The organism is Teichococcus rhizosphaerae, from assembly GCF_002631185.1.
Classification (GTDB): domain Bacteria; phylum Pseudomonadota; class Alphaproteobacteria; order Acetobacterales; family Acetobacteraceae; genus Pseudoroseomonas; species Pseudoroseomonas rhizosphaerae.
The window spans coordinates 1-21,551 of sequence record NZ_PDNU01000056.1 but is presented as its reverse complement, the minus strand read 5'-3'; the positions used below and the strand labels follow the sequence as shown (position 1 = coordinate 21,551).

General features: G+C 72.7%; 20 protein-coding genes and 2 pseudogenes. 7 read left to right on the top strand and 15 right to left on the bottom strand.

The genetic code is table 11. The annotated features are described in order from the left end of the window. Positions 1 to 41 precede the first annotated feature (41 nt). Positions 42 to 1,097: an AbrB family transcriptional regulator gene (locus CR162_RS19575; RefSeq protein ID WP_176559942.1), complete on the bottom strand. Its 1,056-nt coding sequence runs from the start codon at positions 1,095 to 1,097 to the stop codon at positions 42 to 44. A 127-nt stretch (positions 1,098 to 1,224) separates the two neighbouring features. Here CR162_RS19575 and CR162_RS19570 point away from each other — a divergent pair, with 127 nt between their 5' ends. The 3 genes from CR162_RS19570 to lpxK are packed head-to-tail and all read left to right on the top strand — an operon-like array spanning position 1,225 to position 4,275. After that, complete coding sequence (locus tag CR162_RS19570; protein WP_099097200.1) at positions 1,225 to 1,941, top strand: lysophospholipid acyltransferase family protein; 717 nt, start codon at positions 1,225 to 1,227, stop codon at positions 1,939 to 1,941. Between the two features lie 4 nt (positions 1,942 to 1,945). Then, positions 1,946 to 3,262, top strand: a complete 1,317-nt coding sequence (locus tag CR162_RS19565) for a 3-deoxy-D-manno-octulosonic acid transferase (protein WP_099097199.1) — start codon at positions 1,946 to 1,948, stop codon at positions 3,260 to 3,262. A 23-nt stretch (positions 3,263 to 3,285) separates the two neighbouring features. Next, positions 3,286 to 4,275 carry a tetraacyldisaccharide 4'-kinase gene (lpxK, locus tag CR162_RS19560; RefSeq protein ID WP_099097198.1) on the top strand — a complete coding sequence of 330 codons (990 nt, stop codon included), beginning with the start codon at positions 3,286 to 3,288 and terminating at the stop codon, positions 4,273 to 4,275. A gap of 134 nt (positions 4,276 to 4,409) precedes the next feature. Here lpxK and CR162_RS19555 read toward each other — a convergent pair whose 3' ends face one another. From CR162_RS19555 to CR162_RS19500, 13 genes are all read right to left on the bottom strand, one after another. Further along, entirely contained in the window at positions 4,410 to 6,002 is a 1,593-nt protein-coding gene (locus CR162_RS19555) for an ABC transporter substrate-binding protein (RefSeq protein WP_367604161.1), read from the bottom strand. A 26-nt stretch (positions 6,003 to 6,028) separates the two neighbouring features. Next, entirely contained in the window at positions 6,029 to 7,453 is a 1,425-nt protein-coding gene (locus CR162_RS19550; protein WP_099097197.1) for a M20 family metallopeptidase, read from the bottom strand. A 175-nt stretch (positions 7,454 to 7,628) separates the two neighbouring features. Beyond that, positions 7,629 to 9,152 (bottom strand): carboxypeptidase M32, encoded by a 1,524-nt coding sequence (locus CR162_RS19545; RefSeq protein ID WP_099097196.1) that lies wholly within the window; start codon positions 9,150 to 9,152, stop codon positions 7,629 to 7,631. Next, positions 9,149 to 9,838: an SURF1 family protein gene (locus CR162_RS19540; RefSeq protein WP_099097195.1), complete on the bottom strand. Its 690-nt coding sequence runs from the start codon at positions 9,836 to 9,838 to the stop codon at positions 9,149 to 9,151. The genes CR162_RS19545 and CR162_RS19540 overlap by 4 nt, the downstream gene beginning before the upstream one ends. A 164-nt stretch (positions 9,839 to 10,002) precedes the next feature. Further along, on the bottom strand, positions 10,003 to 10,854 hold the full coding sequence (locus CR162_RS19535; RefSeq protein ID WP_099097194.1) for a cytochrome c oxidase subunit 3: 852 nt from the start codon (positions 10,852 to 10,854) through the stop codon (positions 10,003 to 10,005). A 124-nt stretch (positions 10,855 to 10,978) separates the two neighbouring features. Then, positions 10,979 to 11,623, bottom strand: coding sequence for a cytochrome c oxidase assembly protein (locus CR162_RS19530; protein ID WP_099097193.1), 645 nt, complete (start codon positions 11,621 to 11,623; stop codon positions 10,979 to 10,981). A 23-nt stretch (positions 11,624 to 11,646) separates the two neighbouring features. After that, positions 11,647 to 11,805, bottom strand: a complete 159-nt coding sequence (locus CR162_RS22545) for a hypothetical protein (RefSeq protein ID WP_176559940.1) — start codon at positions 11,803 to 11,805, stop codon at positions 11,647 to 11,649. Then, entirely contained in the window at positions 11,802 to 12,758 is a 957-nt protein-coding gene (locus CR162_RS19525; RefSeq protein ID WP_176559941.1) for a heme o synthase, read from the bottom strand. The genes CR162_RS22545 and CR162_RS19525 overlap by 4 nt, the downstream gene beginning before the upstream one ends. A gap of 15 nt (positions 12,759 to 12,773) precedes the next feature. Further along, positions 12,774 to 14,387 (bottom strand): cytochrome c oxidase subunit I, encoded by a 1,614-nt coding sequence (gene ctaD / locus CR162_RS19520; RefSeq protein WP_099097192.1) that lies wholly within the window; start codon positions 14,385 to 14,387, stop codon positions 12,774 to 12,776. A gap of 42 nt (positions 14,388 to 14,429) precedes the next feature. Next, entirely contained in the window at positions 14,430 to 15,326 is an 897-nt protein-coding gene (gene coxB / locus CR162_RS19515; protein ID WP_456316223.1) for a cytochrome c oxidase subunit II, read from the bottom strand. Positions 15,327 to 15,632: 306 nt separating this feature from the next. After that, positions 15,633 to 15,971: an ArsR/SmtB family transcription factor gene (locus CR162_RS19510; protein WP_099097190.1), complete on the bottom strand. Its 339-nt coding sequence runs from the start codon at positions 15,969 to 15,971 to the stop codon at positions 15,633 to 15,635. Positions 15,972 to 15,984: 13 nt separating this feature from the next. Continuing rightward, on the bottom strand, positions 15,985 to 16,713 hold the full coding sequence (locus CR162_RS19505; protein ID WP_099097189.1) for a class I SAM-dependent methyltransferase: 729 nt from the start codon (positions 16,711 to 16,713) through the stop codon (positions 15,985 to 15,987). A gap of 175 nt (positions 16,714 to 16,888) precedes the next feature. Continuing rightward, on the bottom strand, positions 16,889 to 17,755 hold the full coding sequence (locus CR162_RS19500) for a DMT family transporter (RefSeq protein ID WP_099097188.1): 867 nt from the start codon (positions 17,753 to 17,755) through the stop codon (positions 16,889 to 16,891). A 133-nt stretch (positions 17,756 to 17,888) separates the two neighbouring features. On the opposite strand from CR162_RS19500, the gene CR162_RS19495 reads away from it, so the two are divergent. Continuing rightward, positions 17,889 to 18,365, top strand: a complete 477-nt coding sequence (locus tag CR162_RS19495) for an L-2-amino-thiazoline-4-carboxylic acid hydrolase (RefSeq protein WP_099097187.1) — start codon at positions 17,889 to 17,891, stop codon at positions 18,363 to 18,365. Between the two features lie 22 nt (positions 18,366 to 18,387). Here the strand turns inward: CR162_RS19495 and CR162_RS22975 are convergent. Further along, positions 18,388 to 19,158, bottom strand: a pseudogene (locus tag CR162_RS22975) (SIMPL domain-containing protein). Positions 19,159 to 19,398: 240 nt separating this feature from the next. On the opposite strand from CR162_RS22975, the gene CR162_RS19480 reads away from it, so the two are divergent. The 3 genes and pseudogenes from CR162_RS19480 to CR162_RS19470 form a co-directional block, all read left to right on the top strand. Then, positions 19,399 to 20,304, top strand: coding sequence for a DMT family transporter (locus tag CR162_RS19480; protein WP_099097184.1), 906 nt, complete (start codon positions 19,399 to 19,401; stop codon positions 20,302 to 20,304). Positions 20,305 to 20,409: 105 nt separating this feature from the next. After that, entirely contained in the window at positions 20,410 to 21,225 is an 816-nt protein-coding gene (phnC, locus tag CR162_RS19475; RefSeq protein WP_099097183.1) for a phosphonate ABC transporter ATP-binding protein, read from the top strand. Between the two features lie 51 nt (positions 21,226 to 21,276). Further along, positions 21,277 to 21,551 (top strand): annotated as a pseudogene (locus tag CR162_RS19470) (phosphate/phosphite/phosphonate ABC transporter substrate-binding protein); the annotation flags it as partial.

The window sequence follows — 21,551 nt, the reverse complement described above, 5'->3', positions numbered from 1 at the left end:
CCGCTTCCATCGCCCTGCCCGCCCGCCTCACCGGCGGGGCGTCAAAGCAGCCCCCAGCGCCGCAGCACCACGCTGCAGGGCTGCACCAGCACGGCCGTCAGCGCGATCCGCACGAGGTGGAAGGCCACCACCACCGGCACGTCGAGCAGCAGCGTCTTGGCGGTGATGGACATCTCGGCCACGCCGCCCGGCGCGGTGGCGAGCACCATGGTGGGCAGGTCGAGCCCGAAGACCGCCGCCAGCAGCCAGCCCAGCAGGGCGCAGAGGCCGGTCAGCAGCAGCACGTGCAGCACCGCCGCCGCCAGCAGCCGCCCGCCGCCGAGAAAGGCCGCGCGCTCGAACTGCACGCCGAGCTGCGCGCCCATCGCCAGCTGGGCGATGGCCGAGACCCAGCCCGGCACGCCGGTCAGCGCCTGCCCCGAGGCGGTGAGGCCCAGGCTGACGAACAGCCCGCCGAGCAGCCATGCGTTGCGCACCCCGAGGCGGATCAGCAGCGCCGTCATCGTGGCGCCCAGCGCGAGCAGCAGCAGCAGCCCCGGCAGCCAGAGCGGCCGCGCCACGGCGGCGGAGGGAATCTGCCCGGCGATGCCCAGCAGGGCGAAGCTGCTCGGCACCAGCACCACCACCCCCACCACCCGCAGCAGCTGCACGATGGCCACCGTGGTGGGGCGCGCGCCATAGGCCTCGCCCAGCACGCTCATCTCGGCCACGCCGCCGGGGACGGAGCCGAACAGGGCGCTGGCGCGGTCCATCCGCCCCAGCCGCGCCAGCAGGGGCGACAGGGCGACGCCGACCGCCAGCGTCAGCAGCGCGGCGCCCACCACAAGCCAGGCGCGCTCGGCCAGGTGGCGCGCGGCCTCGGGCGTGAAGAACAGCCCCAGCGCGCAGCCCACCACCAGCAGCCCGCCATTGCGCGCCCGGCGGGAAGCCCGCAGCCGCAGCCCGCCGAGCTGCCCGGCGGCGGCGAAGGCCAGCGCCCCCAGCAGCCAGGGCAGCGGCGTGCCCAGCAGGAAGAAGAAGCCGCCCCCCAGCGCCGCCAGCAGGGCGCAAAGGAGGTAGGGCACGGCATGGCGCGCCAGTTCGGCGGGGCGGGGCATCAGCGCACAACCTAGCGGCGTGGCGCCGCAGGGGAACCCCCCGGCGTGCCGCACCCGCCATGCGGCAGGGAATTTCCGCTGCGACGCCAGCCGTGCTAGGGGCGCTTCCCGACATGCCGCGCACCCCATGCTTCGCAAGCTGATTCGCCACCCCGCCACGCAGACCGCCCTGGCGCGGCTGCTCAGCGCCTATCTGGCCTTCTGCTATCGCACCACCCGGTGGTCGATGGTGGGGCACGAGCACGTGGCCCCGCTGGCCGGCCGCGGCCAGCCCGTCATCATCGGCTTCTGGCACGAGCGCCTGCCGATGATGCCGATGCTCTGGACCGCCGTGCACCGCCTCTTTCCGGGGGCGAAGGACTGGCAGCCGCATGTGCTGGTCTCCCAGCACCGCGACGGCCGCTTCATCGGCGAGGTGGTGTCGCGCTTCCGGCTGGTGATGGTGCACGGCTCCACCTCCCGCGGCGGCGCGAGCGGCATGCGCGCGCTGCTGAAGGTGCTGCGCGAGGGCAGCCCGGTGGCGATCACGCCCGACGGCCCGCGCGGCCCGCGCCGCAAGGCGGCCGAGGGTGTTGCCAGCCTCGCGGCCCTGGCCGGCGTGCCGGTGCTGCCCACCGCCGCCGCCACCACCCGCCACCGGCTGCTGCCGAGCTGGGACCGGATGATGCTGCCGCTGCCCTTCGGCCGCGCCGTGCTGGTCTGCGGCGCGCCCGTGCCGGTGCCGCGCGACGGCATCCAGGAGGCGCTGCCCGCCATCGAGGCGGCGCTGAGCGCGGCCTGCGACACCGCCGATGCCTGGGCCGCCGGCCGCCTGCCCCCCGGCACCGCGAGCCGGGCGATCTAGCCGCATGAGCCTCGGCGGTGCCGTCACCCACTGGGCGGGCGCCGGCCTCGCGCCGCTGCTGCCCTTCTGGCTGCGGCTGCGCGCCGGGCGCGGCAAGGAGGTGCCGGAGCGGCTGGCGGAGCGGCGCGGGGCGGACGCGGCGCGGCCGGAGGGCCCGCTGCTCTGGCTCCACGCGGCCAGCGTCGGCGAATCGCTGTCCCTGCTGCCGCTGATGGCGGCGCTGCTGGAACGGCGGCCGGCGCTGCGCCTGCTCGTCACCACCGGCACCGTCACCGCCGCCACCCTGCTGACCCAGCGCCTGCCGGACGGGATGGCGGAGCGCGTCATCCACCGCTTCGTGCCCCTCGACGTGCCGCGCTGGGCGGCCGCCTTCCTCGATGGCTGGCGGCCCGACGGGGCCGTCTTCGTCGAGAGCGAGCTGTGGCCCAACATGACCGCGGCCCTGGCCCGGCGCGGCATCCCGGCGGTGCTGGTCAATGCCCGCATGTCGCCGCGCTCGGCGCGGATGTGGCGCTGGGCGCCGGGCCTGGCGCGGGAGATCCTGTCCCGCTTCCGCCTGATCTTCACCCAGACGGAGGAGGACGCGGCGCGGCTGCGGGCGCTCGGCGCGGGCGAGGTGATCTCCTGGGGCAACCTCAAGGCCGCCGCCGAGCCGCTGCCGGCCGACGAAGCGGAGCTGGCCCGCCTGCGCGCGCTGATCGGCGGGCGGCCCGTCTTTCTCGCCGCCAGCACACAGCCCGGCGAGGAGGAGAAGGTGCTGGAGGCCGTGGCCGGCGCCCGCGCCGCCCTGCCGGAGCTGCTCGCCATCATCGCCCCCCGCCACCCCGAGCGCGGCGCCGAGGTGGCGGCGCTGGCCGCCGGCACGGTGGGGGAGGACGCCGTCAGCCGCCGCGCGGAAGGCGGGCTGCCCGGCCCCGGCTGCGTGGTGCATGTCGCCGACACGCTGGGCGAGCTGGGCCTGTTCTTCCGGCTGGCGGGCGTGGCCTTCATCGGCGCCTCGCTGGTGCCCAAGGGCGGGCACAACCCGCTGGAGCCGGCGCGGCTCGGCTGCCCCATCCTGCTCGGCCCCCACACCGAGCATGTGGAGGCGCTGGCGGCGGCGCTGGAGGCCGCCGGCGGGGCGCTGCGGGTGACCGATGGCACCACGCTGGCCGAGGCGGTGACAGACGTGCTATCCACCCCAGGCCGCGCGCGGGCCCTGACCCGCGCCGCGGCGATGGTCGCCGCCGACGCATCTCACCTGCCGGGAAGGCTGGCCGCGGCGATCCTGGAGATCTTGCCCATCGGAGGCGGCCACGCGCCGGCCGCGCGCCGGGCCTAGGGAGAAGGACAGGTTCGAGCCGAATGCGTGCCCCCGGCTTCTGGAGCGGGGGCAGCGGGGGAATCGCGCCCCTGCTGCTGTCCCCCATCGCCGCGATCTACGCGGCCGCCACCGCGCGCCGCGTGGCCCGCCCGGGCTGGCAGGCGCCCGTGCCCGTCATCTGCTGCGGCAACGCCACCGCCGGCGGCGCCGGCAAGACCACCGTGGCGCTCGACCTCGGCCAGCGCCTGGCCAACCGTGGCGTCGGCGGCGTGTTCCTGACGCGCGGCTATGGCGGGCGGGTGAAGGGGCCGCTGATGGTGGACCCCGCCCTGCACGACAGCCAGGCGGTGGGCGACGAGGCGCTGCTGCTGGCCGCCACCCGCCCCACTTGGGTGTCCGGCGACCGCGAGGCGGGCGCACGCGCCGCCGTGGAGGCCGGCGCCCAGGCCATCGTGATGGATGACGGGCTGCAGAACCCCGGCCTGCGCAAGGACCTCTCGCTGCTGGTGGTGGACGGCAATTACGGCTTCGGCAATGGCCGCATCATCCCCGCCGGGCCGCTGCGCGAGCCGGTCGAGGCCGCCGCCGCCCGCTGCCGGGCCGCCGTGCTGATCGGCGAGGACGAGACGGACGCCCTGTCCCGCCTGCCGCCGGGGATGACGGTGCTGCGCGCCCGGCTGGTGCCCGGCCCGGAGGCGGAGCTGCTCACCGGCCAGCCCGTCTTCGCCTTCTGCGGCATCGCCAACCCGCGCAAGTTCTTCGCCTCGCTGCAGGAGGCCGGCGCCGTGCTGGCCGGCCGCGTCTCCTACGCCGACCACTACCCCTTCGACGCGGGCGACCTGCGCGACCTGCTGGAGCAGGCCGAGACGCTGCGCGCCATTCCGGTGACGACGCAGAAGGACTATGTGCGCATCCCCCCCGCCTTCCGCAGCCGCGTCACCGTGCTGACGGTGCGGCTGGAATGGGAGGACCCGGTGGCGCTCGAGACGCTGCTGGAGCCGCTGGCCCAGCGCGTGCCCGTTCCCGCCTGAGGCACGCCCGGCCAGGATGGCCTGCGGCATCGCCGCCCTGGGCGGCCCAAGGCATTGCCGCCCTGGGCGGCCCAAGGCATTGCCGCCCTGGGCGGCGGGGGCAGCGGCTTCTCCTCCACCCCCCGCCCGGCCCGTCAGTTCTCGCGCCGGACGCCCATGGCCAGGGTCTGCTCGTCCATGCGCGGCTCGTAGGCGAGCGGGCGCCGGGCGGCCCAGGCGTTCTTGAACAGGATCATCGGGATCAGCGCGAGATCCTCCACCGAGGCGGCGACGGCGGCGGCCACGCGCTTCTCGCGCTCGGCCGCGTCCATGGTGGAAAGCGCCTCCTCGATCTGGGCGTCCAGCTTCGGGTTGCTGTAGCGCGTGTCGTTGCTGGCGCCGAGGCGGCGGGGCTGGTCGTAGCTGTGGACGATGTTCAGCAGCACGCTGCCCGCCTCGCCCGTGGTGCTGCCCCAGGAATTCTGCACCATCGCGTATTCCTGCCGCGCCATGCGGGTCAGGTAGGTGGCGAAGGGCAGCGTCTCCACCGTGGTGGCGATGCCGGCGCGGCTCCACATCTGCGCCACTGCCTGGGCGGTCTGCGCATCGGCCGGGTAGCGGTCGTTGCTGGCGTGCAGGGTGATGCGGAAGCCCTGCGGATAGCCCGCCTCGGCCAGCAGGGAACGCGCCTTCGCCACGTCGAAGGCCGGCACCGGCACGGCCGGGTTGTGGCCGAAGGCGCCAGGCGGCATCCACTGGCCGGTGGCCTCGGCCATGCCCTGCTGCACCCGCTCCGCCAGCCCCTGGCGGTTGATGGCGTGCGACAGCGCCTGCCGGACCCGCAGGTCCAGCAGCGGGTTCTTCGGCAGCGGCCTGCCCTCATTGTCGGTGATGAAGGGCACCTCGCCGGCGCGGCTGAAATCCGGCGACAGGAACAGGGCGCGCGAGCCCTGCCGCTCGAAGATGCGGATCGCGCCGTCCTGCCGCAGGCGGGGCAGGTCGGAGGAGGAGGGCGCGGCGATCAGCTCCACATCGCCCGAAAGCAGCGCCGCGGTGCGCGCGCCCGGATTGGGGATGATGCGGAAGCTGACCTTCTCCCATTCCTGCCTCGGCCCCCACCAGCCATCGTTGCGGGTCACCTCGATCCCGGAGCCGGAGGTGTAGCTCACCAGCCTGTAGGGCCCGGTGCCGATCGCCGCCTTGCCGCTATTGTAGTCGGCCGTGCTGGCCCCCTCCCCCACATGGCGGGAGACGATGGCGATGGCGGCGAGGTCGATCGGCAGGTTCGGCGTGGGCGCGGAGGTGGCGATGCGCAGCGTCAGCGGGTCCACCGCCTCCACCGCCTTCACCGTGCGCAGGCTGCCGCCGAAGCTGGCCGGGCTGTTGGGCACGTTGGGCGCGCGGCCGAAGGTGAACACCACGTCGTCGGCCGTGAAGTCGCGCCCGTCATGCCACTTCACGCCGGGGCGCAGCCTGATCTCCCAGAGGTTGTCCTCCAGCGCGGTCCAGGACAGCGCCAGGTTCGGCACGGGGCGGCCATCCGGCGCGCGCACCACCAGCGGGTCGAAGATGTGCCGCGCGAAGGAGGAGTTCGGCGCCGCATTGGCGAAATGCGGGTCGATGGAGGTGACGGGCGCGGCCAGGCCGATGCTCAGCTCCCGCGCCTGGAGCGCCGCCGGCGCCACGCCGGCGGCGAGGGCGGCCAGGGGAGTGGCCAGCAGGGTGGCGGTGCGGAGGGAAATCATCATCCGGTGTCCGGGTCCTGGGGTTCGTCTCAGTGGCCCGCGGCCATGTCGAGCGGCGGCGGGACGTCCTTCGGGATGGGGAAGACGTCCGGCATCCCGGCGGTGCGGGCGGCGTGGTCGGCGCGGGCGGCGGCCAGCAGGGCGGGGTTGGCCAGCACGTCCAGCGCGGTTCCGGCCATCACCTTGGCCACGTGCTCCAGCCCCTTGTGCGCGGCAGGCGCCTTGCCCTGCGCCACGAGCTGCCAGGAGTGGCCCGGCGTGCCGATGGCATAGGTGGCGCCGCGCGCCTGCACCGTCGGCACCTTCCAGCTCACCGTGCCCACATCGGTGGAGCCGATGCCGGCCGGCTCGGGCGCCGAGAGCGGCACCAGCCGCTCGGCCAGCGCCTCGCCCGGGATGGGGTCCAGCCCGGCGCGGCGATAGGCGGCGGCGATCTCGTCCGGCGTCAGTGTGGCCTGGATGGCGCGCGCGAACTCCTTGTCCGCCTCGTCGAATTCCGGCGGGCCGAGGCGGAGGAAATTGTCCTCCATGGCCTGCTCCAGCGGCGGGTTGGCCACCAGCTCGGCATCGGCGCTGAGCACGCGGTGGGTGACGGTGGTCTCGGTCATCAGGGCGGCGCCCTCGGCCACCTTCCTGACCCGCTCCAGCAGCGCCAGCACCTCGGCCATGGTCAGCGAGCGGACGAGGTAGCGCACGCGGGCGCGGCCCTGCACCACATTGGGCGCGATGCCGCCGGCATCCTGCAGCGCGTAGTGGATGCGCGCATGGGAGGGCATGTGCTCGCGCATGTAGTTGACGCCGACATTCATCAGCTCGACGGCATCCAGCGCCGAGCGCCCCAGATGCGGCGCGGCCGCCGCGTGGCTGGAACGGCCGGTGAAGGAGAAATCGACCTCCATGCAGGCCAGCGAGCGCGGCTTGTTGACGCCGGAGAAGGGCGCGGGGTGCCAGCAGATGGCGACGTCCACATCGTCGAAGGCGCCGTCGCGGACCATGAAGCCCTTGGCGGAACCGCCCTCCTCGGCCGGGCAGCCGTAATAGCGCACGCGGCCCTTGATGCCGCGCTCGGCCAGCCAGTCCTTCACCGCGGCGGCGGCCAGCAGCGAGGCGGCGCCGAGCAGGTTGTGGCCGCAGCCATGGCCGCTGCCATTGGACTCCAGCGGCCGGTGCTCGGCCACGCCCGCCTCCTGGCTGAGGCCCGGCAGCGCGTCATACTCGCCGAGGATGGCGATGACCGGGCCTTCCTCGCCCGCCTCGCCCATCACGGCGGTCGGGATGCCGGCCACGCCGCGCGTGACGCGGAAGCCCTCCTCCGCCAGCGCCTCGGCATGGGCGGCGGCGGAGCGGTGCTCGGCATAGTTCAGCTCGGGCGTGGACCAGACCTGGTCCGACAGGGCGGCGTAGCGCGGGAGCCTGCTCTCGACCTTGCGCCAGATCTCTTCACTGTTGTGCATGGCAGCCTTTCCCCGGGGCCCCCTGCAAGCCGGGGCACCGCATCATCGGGCCTTTATGCGCGCCGCGCGGGCGCGAGGCCAGGGACGCCCTCCTGGGCTGCCGCAGCCGGGTCCCGCATGGCCCTCCCCTCGGCCGGGGGCAGGGCTGGCGCGGCGCGGGAGGCCGCCCCCCGGCTCAGAGGTAGCGCTCGGCGAGATGGGCCATGAAATCGGCCGGGTCCAGCGGCTTGCCGGTGGCCTGCCGCAGCAGGTCCTGGAAGCCGAGGCGGGAGCCCTGGCCATGCACCACCCCGCGCAGCCAGCCGGTGAGCGGCGCGAAGTCGCCCCGGGCCAGGGCATCGTCCAGGCCGGGCACGGCGGCGCGGGCGGCGCGCATCAGCTGCGCCGCGGCCATGGCGCCCAGCGTGTAGGAGGGGAAATAGCCGAAGGCGCCGTCATGCCAGTGGATGTCCTGCAGGCAGCCCCGCGCATCGTCGGGCGGGGTCATGCCCAGCAGGCGGTGGAAGCCCTCGTTCCAGGCCCCCGGCAGGTCGGCCACGGCGAGGTCGCCGCCGATCAGCGCCTGCTCCAGCCGGAAGCGCAGGATGACATGCGCCGGATAGGTCAGTTCGTCGGCATCGACGCGGATGAAGCCGCGCTCCACCCGGCGCCAGAGCCGCGCCAGGTTCTCCGGCGCATAGGCCGCCGCCTCGCCCCCGAAGCCTTCCCGCAGGCGCGGCCCGAGGAAGCCCAGGAAGGCATCCGAGCGCGCCGCCTGCATCTCGATGATCAGGCTCTGCGACTCATGCGCCGCCATGCCGGCGGCCTCCCCCACCGGCTGGCGGGCCTGATGCGCGGGCAGGCCGCGCTCGTAGAGGGCATGGCCCGTCTCGTGCAGCACGCCGAGCAGCGCCTGGGCGAGGCTTTCCTCCGTGTAGCGCGTGGTGATGCGCACATCGGCGGGGATGCCGCCGCAGAAGGGGTGCAGGCTCTCATCCAGCCGGGCATGGGCGAAGTCGAGCCCGACGCGGCCGGCCATCTCGCGGCACAGCGCCTTCTGCGTGGCCACCGGGAATGGCCCGCGCAGGGCGATGGGCGCCGGGCGGGCGGCCTGGAGTTCCTCGGCGCGCGGCAGCGCCTCGGCCAGGAAGGTCTCGTAGGCGGCGAAGATCGGCTCCACATCGGCGGCGCCGATGCCGCGCTGGTAGCCTTCCATCAGCGCGTCATAGGGGGCGAGGCGGGTGGCGGCGGAAAGCGCCGCCGCGTTCTCCCGCTGCAGCCGGACCACCTCGGCCAGATAGGGCGCCACGCGGGCGAAGTCGGAGGCGGCGCGGGCCTCGCGCCACACCGTCTCGCAGGCGGCGTTGGCGCGGGCGGTGGCCTCCACCAGCGCGCCCGGCAGCGCGGTGGCGCGGGCATGGGCGTGGCGCATCAGCCCGAGATTGGCGCTGTCCCACTCCCCTTCCGCCGCGGCGGCGGCGAGATCCTCCGCCACCACGGGCGCCACCAGCAGCTCGTGCGACAGCCCGGCCAGGGTGGCGAGCTGCTCGCCGCGCGATTCCGCCCCGCCGGGCGGCATCATGGCGGCGGCATCCCAGTGCAGCATAGCCTGGGCCTCGCCCAGCGTGGCGATGCGGGCGAAGCGCGCCTTCAGGCGCTGATAGGCGGCGTTTCCGGGGATGGCGTTTCCGGGGATGGCGTTTCCGGGGGCGGCGCTCATGCGGCGGGTTCCTTCAGGCGGGTCCGGGCCCAGGCGATGAAGACGCCCAGCAGCGCCAGCGCCAGCCCGTACCAGGTGACGACATAGCCCAGGTGGTTGTTGGAGGGCTGCGGCAGGCTGCGGGCCGGCTGCGGCAGGGCCTGGGGCGGCAAGCCGGGCGGCGCCAGCGCCACCAGTGCGTAGGGTGCCAGCCCCCGCACATCCAGCGCCGGGCCGATGCGGTTGATGTCGAGCGTGTAGAAGCGCCGCGCCGCCGGATCGTCCTCGGCGCTGAACAGGCCGCGCGGCTCGTCGGGGCGCACATAGCCCTCGACCCGCACCGGCCCCTCGGGGCGCGCCACGCCCTGCGGGCGCTCCAGCGGCACCCAGCCGCGGTTGACGAGCAGGGGCGGGCCATCGGCGCGGGTGAGCGGCGTCAGCAGGCTGGCGCCCAGCACGGTGCCGCGCACCTCCAGCCCCAGCAGCGCCTCCTGGCTGTGCAGGAAGCTGCCGGTGACGAAGACCTTGCTCCAGGGCTGCGGATCGGCGCCGAGGGGGCGGGCGGGGCCGGACTGGGCGGCGGCGAACTCCGCCAGAAGGGCGGTCTTCCAGTGCAGGCGCTGCAACTGCCAGGTGCCAAGGCCGATCAGGACCGCCAGCACGGGCAGGGTGACGAGAACGGGCAGGAGAAGGCGGCGCCAGGGCATCGCGGAAGGAGCTTTCGCGGCCGCGCCAGGGCCGGTTCCCGGGCCGGTCGGCGAGGCGGCACCCGATTCAGGCCGTGGCGGCTGTTGGGGGAAAGAAAAACAGGGCGCCCGGTGGACCGCCCTGGCCGGTGCCCCGCCGGTGAGGGGCGGGGCCATGGAGCGGTTCAGTGCTGGGCGATCTCGCCCGCGCCGAGGACATAGACGCAGACGAAGAGGAACAGCCACACCACGTCCACGAAGTGCCAGTACCAGGCCGCCGCCTCGAAGCCGAAATGGCGCTGCGGGGTGAAGTGGCCGCGCGCCGCGCGGAACCAGCACACCGCCAGGAAGATGGTGCCGACGATGACGTGGAAGCCGTGGAAGCCGGTGGCCAGGAAGAAGACCGAAGGATAGATGCCGCCGCCCGAGAAGGCGAAGGGGGCCTCGGCGTATTCCACCGCCTGGAAGAAGGTGAAGGTGATGCCCAGCACCACCGTCAGGCCCAGGCCCTGCAGCATGCCCTTGCGGTCATTCTCCAGCAGGGCGTGGTGCGCCCAGGTGACCGTGCAGCCGGACAGCAGCAGGATCAGCGTGTTGAGCAGCGGCAGGTGGAAGGGGTCGAAGGTCAGGATGCCGGCCGGCGGCCAGATCGCGCGCTCGGCACCCGAGACGTGCTCCGGGTACAGGGCGAAGTGGAAATACGCCCAGAAGAACGCCACGAAGAACATCACCTCGGAGGCGATGAACAGCATCATGCCGTAGCGCATGCCGATCCGCACGACGGGGGTGTGGATGCCCGGCGTGCGGGCCTCCCGCACCACGTCGCGGAACCAGAAATACATGGAGGCCAGCGTGGCCAGCAGGCCGAGCACGAAGACCCAGCGCATGCCGTAATGCGCCCACACGATGATGCCGAACAGCATCGCGCCCGCGCCGAGGGAGGTGGTCAACGGCCAGGGGCTGGGATCGACCAGGTGGTAGGGGTGCTTGTTGGGGGGCGGAACATCCGCTTCCACCGTCAGGTTGCTGCTGGCCATGGGGCTTCCTGGTCTCAAACTCAGGGGACTCGAACACTGGGGTCGGGGCAGGCAGGGGCCGGCACCGGGGAACCCCGTCATACGCGGAGCATCAATCCCCAAAACGGGATCTGGATCAAGCCTCTCACGGCAGGGCCGTGGGGCTGGGCTGGGGCGAGGCATCGCTGCTCTTGCCCACATGGGGGCCGGCCTTGGCCAGCGCGCCGGCGCGCTCGGCATCGGCCAGGGTGCGGAAGAAGGTGTAGCTCAGGGTGATGGTGCGGATGTCCCGCGTCGCCGGATCGGTGGCGATCTTGGGGTCCACCCAGAAGGAGATGGGCATCTCCACCTCCTGCCCCGGCTGCAGCGTCTGCTCGTCGAAGCAGAAGCAGTGCACCTTGTGGAAGTAGGGGCCGGCGATCTCGGGCGTCACGTTGTAGGTGGAGATGCCGGTGGTGGGCGTGCCGGCGTTGCTGCGCGCCGTGTAGAAGGCGAGCGCGTCGGCGCCGAGCTGCATCTGCATGGCGTTCTGCCCGGGCTGGAAGCGCCAGGGCAGGCCGGGATTGGTGTTGGCGTTGAAGCGCACCGTGATGGTCCGCGCCCCCGCCTCCGCCCCCGGCGCCGCCGGCCCGTTGATCTGGGGCGTGCCGCCATAGCCGGTGACGGCGCAAAAGAGCGTGTAGAGGGGCACGGCCGCGAAGGACAGGCCGAGCATTCCCGCGACGATGCCGCCCGCCACGAAGGCGACGCGGCGGTTCCGGCGGGCGAGATCGGGGTCGTTGACGGACACGATGGTGCTCCCTGTGGCGAGGCTCAGCCCTGGGTCAGCCGGGCCATGGCGATGAGGAAGAACAGCCCGACCAGCCCCAGGAGCGCGAACAGGACGGCGTAGTTGCGGCCGCGCCGCCGCCGGATGAAGGCGGCCTTCTCCTCCTCGGTCATGCCGCCGGGCACGCCACGCGGGGGCCTCATGAGCCGAACACCAGGCGGTCGGCGGCAAGGGCCGCGAACAGCATGAAGAGGTAGATGATGGAGAACTTGAACGCCGCGCGGGCCGGCGCGTCGTTGGTCAGGCTGCGGCCCTCGGCGTCCTGGGCGTCGCGCTTCACGCGCCACATGGATTCGAGGAAGAAGCCGCCCAGCACCAGCGCCGCGGCGCCATAGGCCAGGCCCGCCATGCCGATCACGGTGGGCAGCAGGGCCAGCGGCGCCAGCAGCAGCGAGTAGAGCCAGATCTGCCGGCGCGTCTCCCTGGGGCCGGCCACCACGGGCAGCATCGGCACCCCGGCGCGCTGGTAGTCGCCATGCGCGAAAAGGGAGAGCGCCCAGAAATGCGGCGGCGTCCAGAAGAAGATGATGGCGAACATCACCACCGCCTCGACCGAGACCTGCCCGGTGGCGGCGGCCCAGCCGATCATCGGCGGGAAGGCGCCGGCGGCGCCGCCGATGACGATGTTCTGCGGCGTCCGGCGCTTCAGCCACATGGTGTAGATGAAGACGTAGAAGCCGATGGAGCCCGCCAGCACGGCGGCCGCCACCCAGTTGGTGGCCAGCCCCATGAGCACCACCGAGGCGATGGCCAGGAAGACGCCGAAGGAAAGCGCCGCCTGCGGGCGGATGCGCCCGGCCGGGATGGGGCGGTTGACCGTGCGGCGCATCACCGCGTCGATGTCGCGGTCGTACCACATGTTGATGGCACCCGCCGCTCCCGCCGCCACCGCGATGCAGAAGATGGCGGTGGCCGCCAGCACGGGGTGCGGCTGGCCTGGCGCCACGAGCAGCCCGACGAGGCCGGTGAAGACCACCAGGGACATCACCCGCGGCTTGAGCAGCGCGATCCAGTCGCGCACCTCGCTCAGGTCGATGTCTGTGGATGTGCCGAGGGGGGCAGAAGCCCCCCCCGTCTTGATCGCGCTATCGCTCATCAGCCGGTATTTGCCTCAGCGGATGCGGGGCAGTTCATCGAAGGTGTGGAAGGGCGGCGGGGAAGAAACCTGCCACTCCAGGGTCGTCGCACCTTCGCCCCAGGGGTTCGCCTCCGCCCGCTGCTTGCCGGCGAAAGTCCGGAAGCAGACATACAGGAAGACCAGGAAGGACGCCACCGAGATGTAGGAGCCGAGGCTGGCGATCAGGTTCCAGCCCGCGAAGGCGTCCGGATAGTCCGGGTAGCGGCGCGGCATGCCCTGGGCGCCCAGGAAGTGCATGGGGAAGAAGGTCAGGTTCACGCCGATGAAGGTCAGCCAGAAGTGCACCTTGCCCCAGAACTCCGGGTACTGCTTCCCGCTCATCTTGCCGATCCAGTAGTAGAAGCCGGCATAGATCGAGAACACCGCGCCCAGGCTGAGCACGTAGTGGAAGTGGGCCACCACGTAGTAGGTGTTGTGCAGGATCACGTCCACGGAGGCATTGGCCAGCTTCACGCCGGAAACGCCACCCATGGTGAACAGGAAGACGAAGCCGATGGCGAAGAGCATCGGCGTCTTGAAGGTGATGGAGCCGCCCCACATGGTGGCGATCCAGGAGAAGATTTTGATGCCCGTGGGCACCGCGATGATCATCGTGGCGGCCATGAAGTAGGCGCGCGTGTCCACCGAGATGCCGGAGGTGAACATGTGGTGCGCCCACACCACGAAGCCCACCACGCCGATGGCCACCATGGCGTAGGCCATGCCGAGATAGCCGAAGATCGGCTTGCGGCTGAAGGTGGACAGGACGTGGGAGATGATGCCGAAGCCCGGCAGGATCATGATGTAGACTTCGGGGTGGCCGAAGAACCAGAACAGGTGCTGGAACAGCACCGGGTCGCCGCCGCCGGCCGGGTCGAAGAAGGCCGTGCCGAAGTTGCGGTCGGTGATCAGCATGGTGATGGCGCCGCCGAGCACGGGCACGGACAGCAGCAGCAGGAAGGCGGTCACCAGCATGCCCCACACGAACAGCGGCATCTTGTGCAGCGTCATGCCCGGGGCGCGCATGTTGAAGATGGTGGTGATGAAGTTGGCCGCGCCCAGGATGGAGCTGGCGCCCGCCAGGTGCAGCGCGAACAGCGCCATGTCGAGGCCCATGCCCGACTGGTAGGTGCTGTTGGACAGCGGCGGGTAGAGCGTCCAGCCCGTGCCGATGCCGCCCACGAACAGGCTGCCCACCGCCAGCATCAGCGACGGCACCAGGAGCCAGAAGCTGATGTTGTTCAGGCGCGGGAAGGCCATGTCCGGCGCGCCGATCATGATCGGCACGAAGTAGTTGCCGAAGCCGCCGATCAGGGCGGGCATGACGACGAAGAACACCATCACCACGCCATGCGCGGTCACGGCCACGTTCCAGGCCTGGCCGTCGGCGAAGATCTGCATGCCGGGGCTTTGCAGCTCGATGCGCATCAGCAGGCTGAGGCCGACGCCCACCAGGGCCGAGACCACGGCGAAGATCAGGTAGAGGATGCCGATGTCTTTGTGGTTGGTGCTGAAGAACCAGCGCGCCACAAAGCCCGGGGTGTGGTCGTGGTGGCCATGGTGGTCGCCATGGCCATGAGTGTCATGCGTGTGTGACGCGGTCGCCATCTTTGTCCGTCCCGCTTTCGAACCCGTCTCGTGAACGCCGCGTCAGCGGCGAAGCTCCGCCAGAACCGCGCCCTCGTCCGCGGCCTTGGCCATGGCCGCCGGCTGCCCGCCGCCCTCGGCCGCGAAGCGCTGCCGCGCCCCCTCGACCCAGGCGTCGAACTCGGCCTGAGGAACGGCCTTCACCACGATCGGCATGAGCCAGTGGTTGGTGCCGCAGATCTGGTTGCACTGGCCATAGAAGGTGCCGGTGCGGTCCGCCCGCATCCAGGTCTCCAGGGTGCGGCCCGGAATGGTGTACTTCTGCACGCCGAGGCTCGGCACGAAGAAGCTGTGGATCACGTCCTGGCCGGTGGTCAGGATGCGGATGTTCTTGCCAACCGGCACCACCAGCGGCTCGTCCACCTCCAGGTTGCGCAGCTGGCCGGGCTTCAGGTCGGCCTCCTGCACCGGATAGCTGTCGAAGGCGAAGTTGCCCTGGTCGGGGTAGGCGTAGTGCCAGTACCACTGCCGGCCGGTCACGTTGATCGTCAGGTCCGCCTCCTGGGCCCGGTCCTGATAGTAGATCAGGCGGAAGGAGGGGATGGCGATCACCAGCAGGATCAGCACCGGCACCACCGTCCAGGCCACCTCCAGCATGGTGTGGTGGCTGGTGCGCGAGGGCACCGGATTCGCCTCGGCCCGGAACCGCCAGATCACATAGGCGAGCAGCGCGCCCACGAAGATGGTGATGGCGACGATGATCCACAGCACCAGCTGGTTGAAGTCGTGGATCGACTCCTTGATCGGCCCGCCAGCCTGCTGGAGGTCAAGCCCCCAGGGCACGGGGGCGCCCACCATGGGGGCGCCCGCCGCGCCGGAAGCCGCGCCGTCCGAACCCTGCGCCAGGGCCGGCGCCCCCTGCAGCAAGGAGATAGCCGCCACCCCAAGGGTGGCGCTCAAGCCCGCGAAGCGCAAAACGATCGACCGCCGCATTCCCTATCCCGTCCGCTCGTAATCCGTTCGCCCGATGAAGCCGGGCGCCGGCGCGCACCGCGCCGACCAAGCCGGAACCGCACCGCACGGCCCGACCCTTGTCTCCCCCCGGGCCCGAACTGGCGCCAGGGGCAGAGTGTTCGCCGGACCATAGTCGCCACCCCCGGCACCGCACAAGTGATGCCGGGGCAACGATGCGCAAGCGGGGCATCCCCGGCCCTTGCCGCACGCTGCCCCGGCGGGTCCTTCCCAGGGCTTTCCGGGCCGGCGCCGCTAGGCCGCCGGCGCGGCCGCGGGGGCCGGGTCCGCTTCCCCCTCGTCCTCGATGACGTGATCCACCATGTCGCCCAGCATGGAGCGCACATGCGCGTCCGTGACGGCGTAGAAGACGTGCCGCCCGCGCCGCTCCGCCTGCAGCAGGCGCGCCGCGCGCAGCAGCCGCAGGTGATGCGAGGCGAGGCTGCCCGAGATGCCGATGCGCTCGGCCATCTCCCCCACCGGGGCGGGGGCGTCGAGGCAGGCCAGGATGATGCGCAGGCGCGTGGGGTCGCTCATCAGCCGGAACATCTCGGCCAGCTCGACCACCTGGTCCTCGGCGATGCGCAGGGACATCGCCCTGCCGGCGTCAGGCGGCCACGGCCTGGCCGGCCGCCAGGGCCGCCGGCGCCGCGTTGCGCAGATGCACCAGGGTGAACAGCCCCGCCGGCGGGCAGGGCTCCAGCGCCTCCACCTGCACCTTGTCGCGGTCGAACAGGTCGCTGAAGGCGAAATCCGGGTGCCAGCCCAGCACGCGGGACAGCGGCGCCATGGTCCGCTCCACCCACCAGCGCGGCCCGCCCTCGGCGGCGAAGTGGTTGACGAACAGCAGGTGCCCGCCCGGCTTCACCACGCGGCTCATCTCGGCGAACAGCTTCTTGGCGTCCGGCACCACGCTGGCGGTGAACATCGCCACCGCGATGTCGAAGGCGCCGTCCTGGAACGCCATCGACTCGGCGTCCATCTCCAGCAGCCCCTCGACATGGGTGAGGCGCTCCTCGCGCACCCGCTCATCCGCCTTCAGCAGCATCTCGCGCGAAAGGTCGATGCCGACCACGCGCTTCTCGGCCCGGTAACGCGGCAGGGCGAGGCCGGTGCCGACGCCCACCTCCAGCACCCGCGTGCCTGGCAGGCGGTTCACCGCCGCCACCGCGCGGCGGCGCCCATAGGAGGAGACCCCTCCGAACACCGCGTCATAGACCCCCGCCCAGCGGCGATAGGCTTCCCGTACCGAATTGGCGTCCAGCGCCGCGCGGGGATGGTCCCGCAACGTGTTGTCGGCCGCCTGTTCCCGCGATGTTCCGAGTGTCGTGCCCATTCCCTGCCCTCGCGACCGCATCCCGCTACCCGCTTGCCGCCCGCGGCGCAAGCGCAACTGTGCTCGACCGAGTCGACCTGGTGCCGCGCCCGCCGGCCTGGCGCCGCGCTCCCCGGCGAACCCGGCAGGGATCGGTGGGAGCAACGCCCGGCGCGCGCCGGGAGTTCCGCGCCGCTCAACCGCGCCGCCGCGGCAGCGCGACCAGCACGCCGCCGGCGGCGATGATGGCCGCCCCCACCAGGGTGTAGCGGTCCGGCATGTCGCCGAACACTGTCATGGAGGCCAGCACGGCCCAGACGAGCTGGCTGTAGCTCATCGGCGCCAGCAGGCTGGCGGGGGCGCGGGCGAAGGCCAGAACCAGGAAGCCATGCCCCACCGCGCCCAGCGCGCCCAGCGCCATCAGCCCCGCCCAGCCTGGCATGCCGGGCGGCCATTCCCACACGAAGGGCTGCGCCACGGAGGACACCAGCGCGGCCGCGATGCCGGTGTGCAGGATGGTGGTGCGCGGGTCGTCCACGCCCGCCAGGAGGCGCGTCAGGATCTGGTACACGGCATAGAGCAGCGCCGTGCCGAGCGGCAGCAGCAGCGCCGCGTGCGGCATCGGCCCGCCGGTGAGGAAGGGGGGGCGCAACGCCACGGCCACCCCCACCAGCCCCACCGCCACGCCCAGCCAGCGCCGCGTCCCCACCCTCTCCTTCAGCCACAGGGCGGCCAGCGCCACGGTGAACAGGGGCGAGGCGAAGTTCACCGCCGTGGCGTCGGCCAGCGGCACATGCGCCAGGGCGTGGGAGAACAGGAAGTTGGCCGAGCCCAGGCAAAGGCTGCGCGCCGCCTGCAGCCAGGGCGCGCGGGAGCGCCAGGGCAGCGGCCCGGTGAAGACGCGCAGCAGCAGCGCCACGAACAGGATGTGGAAGGCGAAGCGGGCGAAGATCAGCTGCGTCACGGCGTAGTCCGCCGTCATCAGCTTGATGGTCGTGTCCATCGCCACGAAGAAGGCGATGGCGACGAGCTGCAGGGCGATTCCGGCGACGGTGGCGGACATGCCCGGCCATCATGCCACCCCCCCGCCGGGGCGGGCAGCCCGGGGAGGGAAAAAAATCCGCCCCCCTTTCCGCCCTCGCCTCGCCCGCCGCTAGGATGGCGGGCGGGACAAACCAAGCGGGACAGTGTTTCTCATGTCAGTGTCGATCCTGGAGCAGCGGCGCATCGAGGCCGCCTTCGCCAAGGGCATCTACGAGGAGATGGCGGCCGAGCTGGGCGCCGAGGCGGCGCAGCGCATCCTGCGCAACGCCGTGGTCAAGCTGGCCGTGCAGGCCGCGGGCGAGATGGCGGCCGAGGCGCCGGGGGGGCAGGCCTCGCTGGAGCACTTCGTCAGCATCCAGCCGCGCTGGACGCGGGAGGACGCGCTGCGCGTCGAGGTGGTGCGGCAGGACGCGGAGCATTTCGACTTCAACGTCACCCGCTGCCGCTACGCCGAGAGCTACAAGGCGATGGGGCTCGAGGCACTGGGCGCCATCCTGTCCTGCAACCGGGACGGCGCCTTCTGCCAGGGCTACGACCCCCGCCTGAAGATGACCCGCACCCAGACCATCATGGGCGGGGCCACGCATTGCGACTTCCGCTACCGCTGGGACGAGGCCGCCAAGGGCTGAAAGAGGGGGGAGGCCTCCCCCCTCAGCGGCGCAGCAGGATCTCGGCCACGGCGGTGGAGGTGACGGCCACCTCCTCGGGCGCCGTCACGGGCGCGGGCGCGGATTCGCGGCGCGCGGCGGCGGACATCGCCACCATCCGCGGCATCTGCGCCTCCGGGGCATCCAGCCGGAGATGACGGATGCCGGCCACCCGCATGCCGAGCTGCGCGGCCACCGCCTCCGCCCGCTGCCGCAGCGCCTCGATGGCGAGCCGGCCCGCCTCCTGCCGCGCGGCCGCCTCCGCCCCGCGCGACAGGCGCCAGCCCGCGCACCCCATCATGCATACCGATCATGATGCCTCCGCCCCGCGCGACAGGCGCCAGCCCAGATCGCCCAGCACCAGCCCCTGGCCCTGCAGGCCGCCCACCAGCTCCAGCAGCGCCGCGGGCTCGGCGGCGCGCAGGTTCAGGGTCTGGGAGGCGAGCCAGCCACGGTTCTCATCCACCCGGCTGGTCCAGTAGCCGCCCGTGGCGGCATGCAGGCCGGGCACGGCCCTGGCGGCGGCGAGCGCCTGCTCCATCGCCCGGTTCACCTGCCCCTGCACGGCGGCGGCATTGGCGCCGCGCGCCTCCGCCCGCAGGCTGGCCTGCACCTCGTCCGGCGCACGCTTCACCTCGGCCGTCTCCGACAGGCTCAGCACCGTCTCCGGCAGGGTGGCGGCGGCGTCCGTCGCGGGCTGCGCCGCCAGCGGCGTGGCAAGGGCGAGGCCGGCGGCCAGCAGGGCCTGGGCCAGCAGAGCGGGGAATCGGGTCATGCGGAACTCCTTCGTCAGCTTGCCGGCACGTTGGTCAGCCCGTTGCCAGGGCGGACCGGGCGCCGTCCGGCCGGCCCGCCATGGGGCCGGGAATATCGGCGCGCGGGAGGCGGCGCGGAACCCCCCGCCCGGCGTGCATCCGCGCGGGCGGGCCCGCCATCCGCCCCCGGCGCATCTGGGTGGCTCTACAGCCGCGCCGGGGCTGTCTAACCTGGAAGGCCACGCCACCGGAACCCGCGCATGCCCCTCTGGATCGCCGCCACGCTGATCGCCGCCCTGTTGCAGACCTGGCGCACCGCCCTCCAGCAGAAGCTCCGCGGCCAGCTTTCGGTCAATGGCGCGGGCGTGGTGCGCTATCTCTATGGCGTGCCGGTGGGGGTGCTGCTGCTGGCCGCCTATGCCGCGCTGATGGGGCATGTGCCGCCCGGGCCCAACCTGCCCTTCCTGTTCTACGCGGCGCTGGGCGGGCTGCTGCAGATCCTCGGTACCAACCTGCTGATCCTGTCCTTCGGCGCGCGCGGTTTCGCCGTCGGCACCGCCTATGCCAAGACCGAGGCGGTGCAGGGCGCGGTGCTGGCGCTGGTGCTGCTGGGCGAGCAGCTCTCGCCGCTGGCCTGGCTCGGCATCGCGGTGGGTGTGGCGGGGGTGCTCTACCTGTCGCTCGCCGGCAAGGCGATGGACGCCGCCACCCTGCTGCGCGCCACCACCCAGCCGGCGGCGCTCTACGGCCTGGGCGCGGGCGGCTGCTTCGCGCTCACCGCCATCTTCATCAAGAGCGCCAACCTGGAGCTGCCGCATGCCGACCCGGTGCTGCGCGCGCTTGTCACGCTGGTCGCCGCCAACATCCTCCAGACGGCGATGCAGGGCGGCTGGCTGGCGCTGCGCGAGCCGGGACAGATGCGCGCCGTGTTCCGCACCTGGCGCACCAGCGCCCAGGTGGGCGCGCTTTCCGCCTGCGGCTCGGCCTGCTGGTTCAGCGGCTTCGCCCTCGCCCCCGTGGCGCTGGTGCGCGCGGTGGGCCAGACGGAGATCCTCTTCACCCTGGTCTTCAGCCGCTTCTACCTGCGCGAGACCATGACCCGCAGCGAGGTGGCGGGCACCCTGATCGTGGTGCTGGGCGTGATCCTGGTGCTGGCCGGGCGCTGAACGCGAGCCGGTCCGCTTTTCGGCGCGAGCCATCGGCTTGTCATCGGCCCTTCATCGCCCTGTCACGGACGCGCCCTATAGGCGGCGCAACGCAAAGGGTGGCCGATGCTTGAGCTTCAGAACATTTCCCGCCGCTTCGGCGCGACGCAGGCCGTCTCCGGCGTCAGCCTGAAGGTGCCGGCCGGCCAGATGGTGGGCGTGATCGGCCGCTCGGGCGCCGGCAAGTCCACGCTGCTGCGCATGATCAACCGCCTGACCGAGCCTTCCGAGGGCCGCATCCTGCATGACGGGGTGGATGTCACGGCGCTGCGCGGCCAGTCCCTGCGCGACTGGCGCACGCGCTGCGGCATGATCTTCCAGCAGTTCAACCTGGTGCAGCGGCTCGACGTGCTGACCAACGTGCTGGTGGGGCGGCTGAACCACCGCCCCGGCCCCCTCGGCACCCTGGCCTCGCTGTTCAAGAGCTTCCCGGCCGAGGAGCGGGCGATGGCGCTGATGGCGCTCGACCGCTTCGACCTGGCCGACCAGGCGCTGCAGCGCGCCGACACGCTCTCGGGCGGCCAGCAGCAGCGCGTGGCCATCGCGCGCGCGCTGATGCAGGAGCCGCGCATCATCCTGGCCGACGAGCCGATCGCCAGCCTCGACCCGCGCAACGCCCGCACCGTGATGGACGCGCTGCGCGACGTGAACCGGCGCGACGGCATCACCGTGCTATGCAACCTGCACCACCTGGACACGGCGCGCGAATACTGCACCCGCGTCATCGCCATGCAGGGCGGCCGGATGATGTTCGACGGCCCGCCGGAGGGCCTGACCGCCGCGCGGCTGCGCGAGATCTACGGCGTGTCCGAGGCCGAGTTCAACGAACAGAGCGCGATGGCCCATGCCCCGCGCGCCGCCGCCGAAGCCTCGGCCGCCTGAAGGATCACGGCGGGCGCCCGCGCGGCGGCCCGCCCCGAAGGAGAGAACCGCATGATCACCCGTCGCACGCTGGCCGGCCTCGTGGCCGGCTCCGCCCTGCTGCCCGCCGCGCTGCGCGCCCAACAGGGCGCGCCGCAGGCCGCGGCCGTCGCCATGCCCGCCAGCGGCGAGCGCCCCTGGGCCAGGCAGGTGCCGCAGATCCGCCTCGGCCTGCTGGGCGGCGAGAACGAGGCGGACCGCCTCGGCCGCTTCGACGCCTACCGCGCGCTGATCGAGGACACCTTCAAGGTGCCGACGCGGCTTTTCGCCGCGGCCGACTACGCGGG

What these genes read in the sequence shown, in the direction of transcription:
- CR162_RS22545 (WP_176559940.1), bottom strand. Translation starts at nt 11,805, where the DNA reads ATGAGGCCCCCGCGTGGCGTGCCCGGCGGCATGACCGAGGAGGAGAAG.
- ctaD (WP_099097192.1), bottom strand. Translation starts at nt 14,387, where the DNA reads ATGGCGACCGCGTCACACACGCATGACACTCATGGCCATGGCGACCAC.
- CR162_RS19500 (WP_099097188.1), bottom strand. Translation starts at nt 17,755, where the DNA reads ATGTCCGCCACCGTCGCCGGAATCGCCCTGCAGCTCGTCGCCATCGCC.
- phnC (WP_099097183.1), top strand. Translation starts at nt 20,410, where the DNA reads ATGCTTGAGCTTCAGAACATTTCCCGCCGCTTCGGCGCGACGCAGGCC.
- CR162_RS19505 (WP_099097189.1), bottom strand. Translation starts at nt 16,713, where the DNA reads ATGGGCACGACACTCGGAACATCGCGGGAACAGGCGGCCGACAACACG.
- CR162_RS19495 (WP_099097187.1), top strand. Translation starts at nt 17,889, where the DNA reads ATGTCAGTGTCGATCCTGGAGCAGCGGCGCATCGAGGCCGCCTTCGCC.
- CR162_RS19510 (WP_099097190.1), bottom strand. Translation starts at nt 15,971, where the DNA reads ATGTCCCTGCGCATCGCCGAGGACCAGGTGGTCGAGCTGGCCGAGATG.
- CR162_RS19545 (WP_099097196.1), bottom strand. Translation starts at nt 9,152, where the DNA reads ATGAGCGCCGCCCCCGGAAACGCCATCCCCGGAAACGCCATCCCCGGA.
- CR162_RS19555 (WP_367604161.1), bottom strand. Translation starts at nt 6,002, where the DNA reads ATGATGATTTCCCTCCGCACCGCCACCCTGCTGGCCACTCCCCTGGCC.
- CR162_RS19570 (WP_099097200.1), top strand. Translation starts at nt 1,225, where the DNA reads ATGCTTCGCAAGCTGATTCGCCACCCCGCCACGCAGACCGCCCTGGCG.
- CR162_RS19565 (WP_099097199.1), top strand. Translation starts at nt 1,946, where the DNA reads ATGAGCCTCGGCGGTGCCGTCACCCACTGGGCGGGCGCCGGCCTCGCG.
- CR162_RS19535 (WP_099097194.1), bottom strand. Translation starts at nt 10,854, where the DNA reads ATGGCCAGCAGCAACCTGACGGTGGAAGCGGATGTTCCGCCCCCCAAC.
- CR162_RS19540 (WP_099097195.1), bottom strand. Translation starts at nt 9,838, where the DNA reads ATGCCCTGGCGCCGCCTTCTCCTGCCCGTTCTCGTCACCCTGCCCGTG.
- CR162_RS19575 (WP_176559942.1), bottom strand. Translation starts at nt 1,097, where the DNA reads ATGCCCCGCCCCGCCGAACTGGCGCGCCATGCCGTGCCCTACCTCCTT.
- CR162_RS19550 (WP_099097197.1), bottom strand. Translation starts at nt 7,453, where the DNA reads ATGCACAACAGTGAAGAGATCTGGCGCAAGGTCGAGAGCAGGCTCCCG.
- CR162_RS19480 (WP_099097184.1), top strand. Translation starts at nt 19,399, where the DNA reads ATGCCCCTCTGGATCGCCGCCACGCTGATCGCCGCCCTGTTGCAGACC.
- CR162_RS19525 (WP_176559941.1), bottom strand. Translation starts at nt 12,758, where the DNA reads ATGAGCGATAGCGCGATCAAGACGGGGGGGGCTTCTGCCCCCCTCGGC.
- lpxK (WP_099097198.1), top strand. Translation starts at nt 3,286, where the DNA reads ATGCGTGCCCCCGGCTTCTGGAGCGGGGGCAGCGGGGGAATCGCGCCC.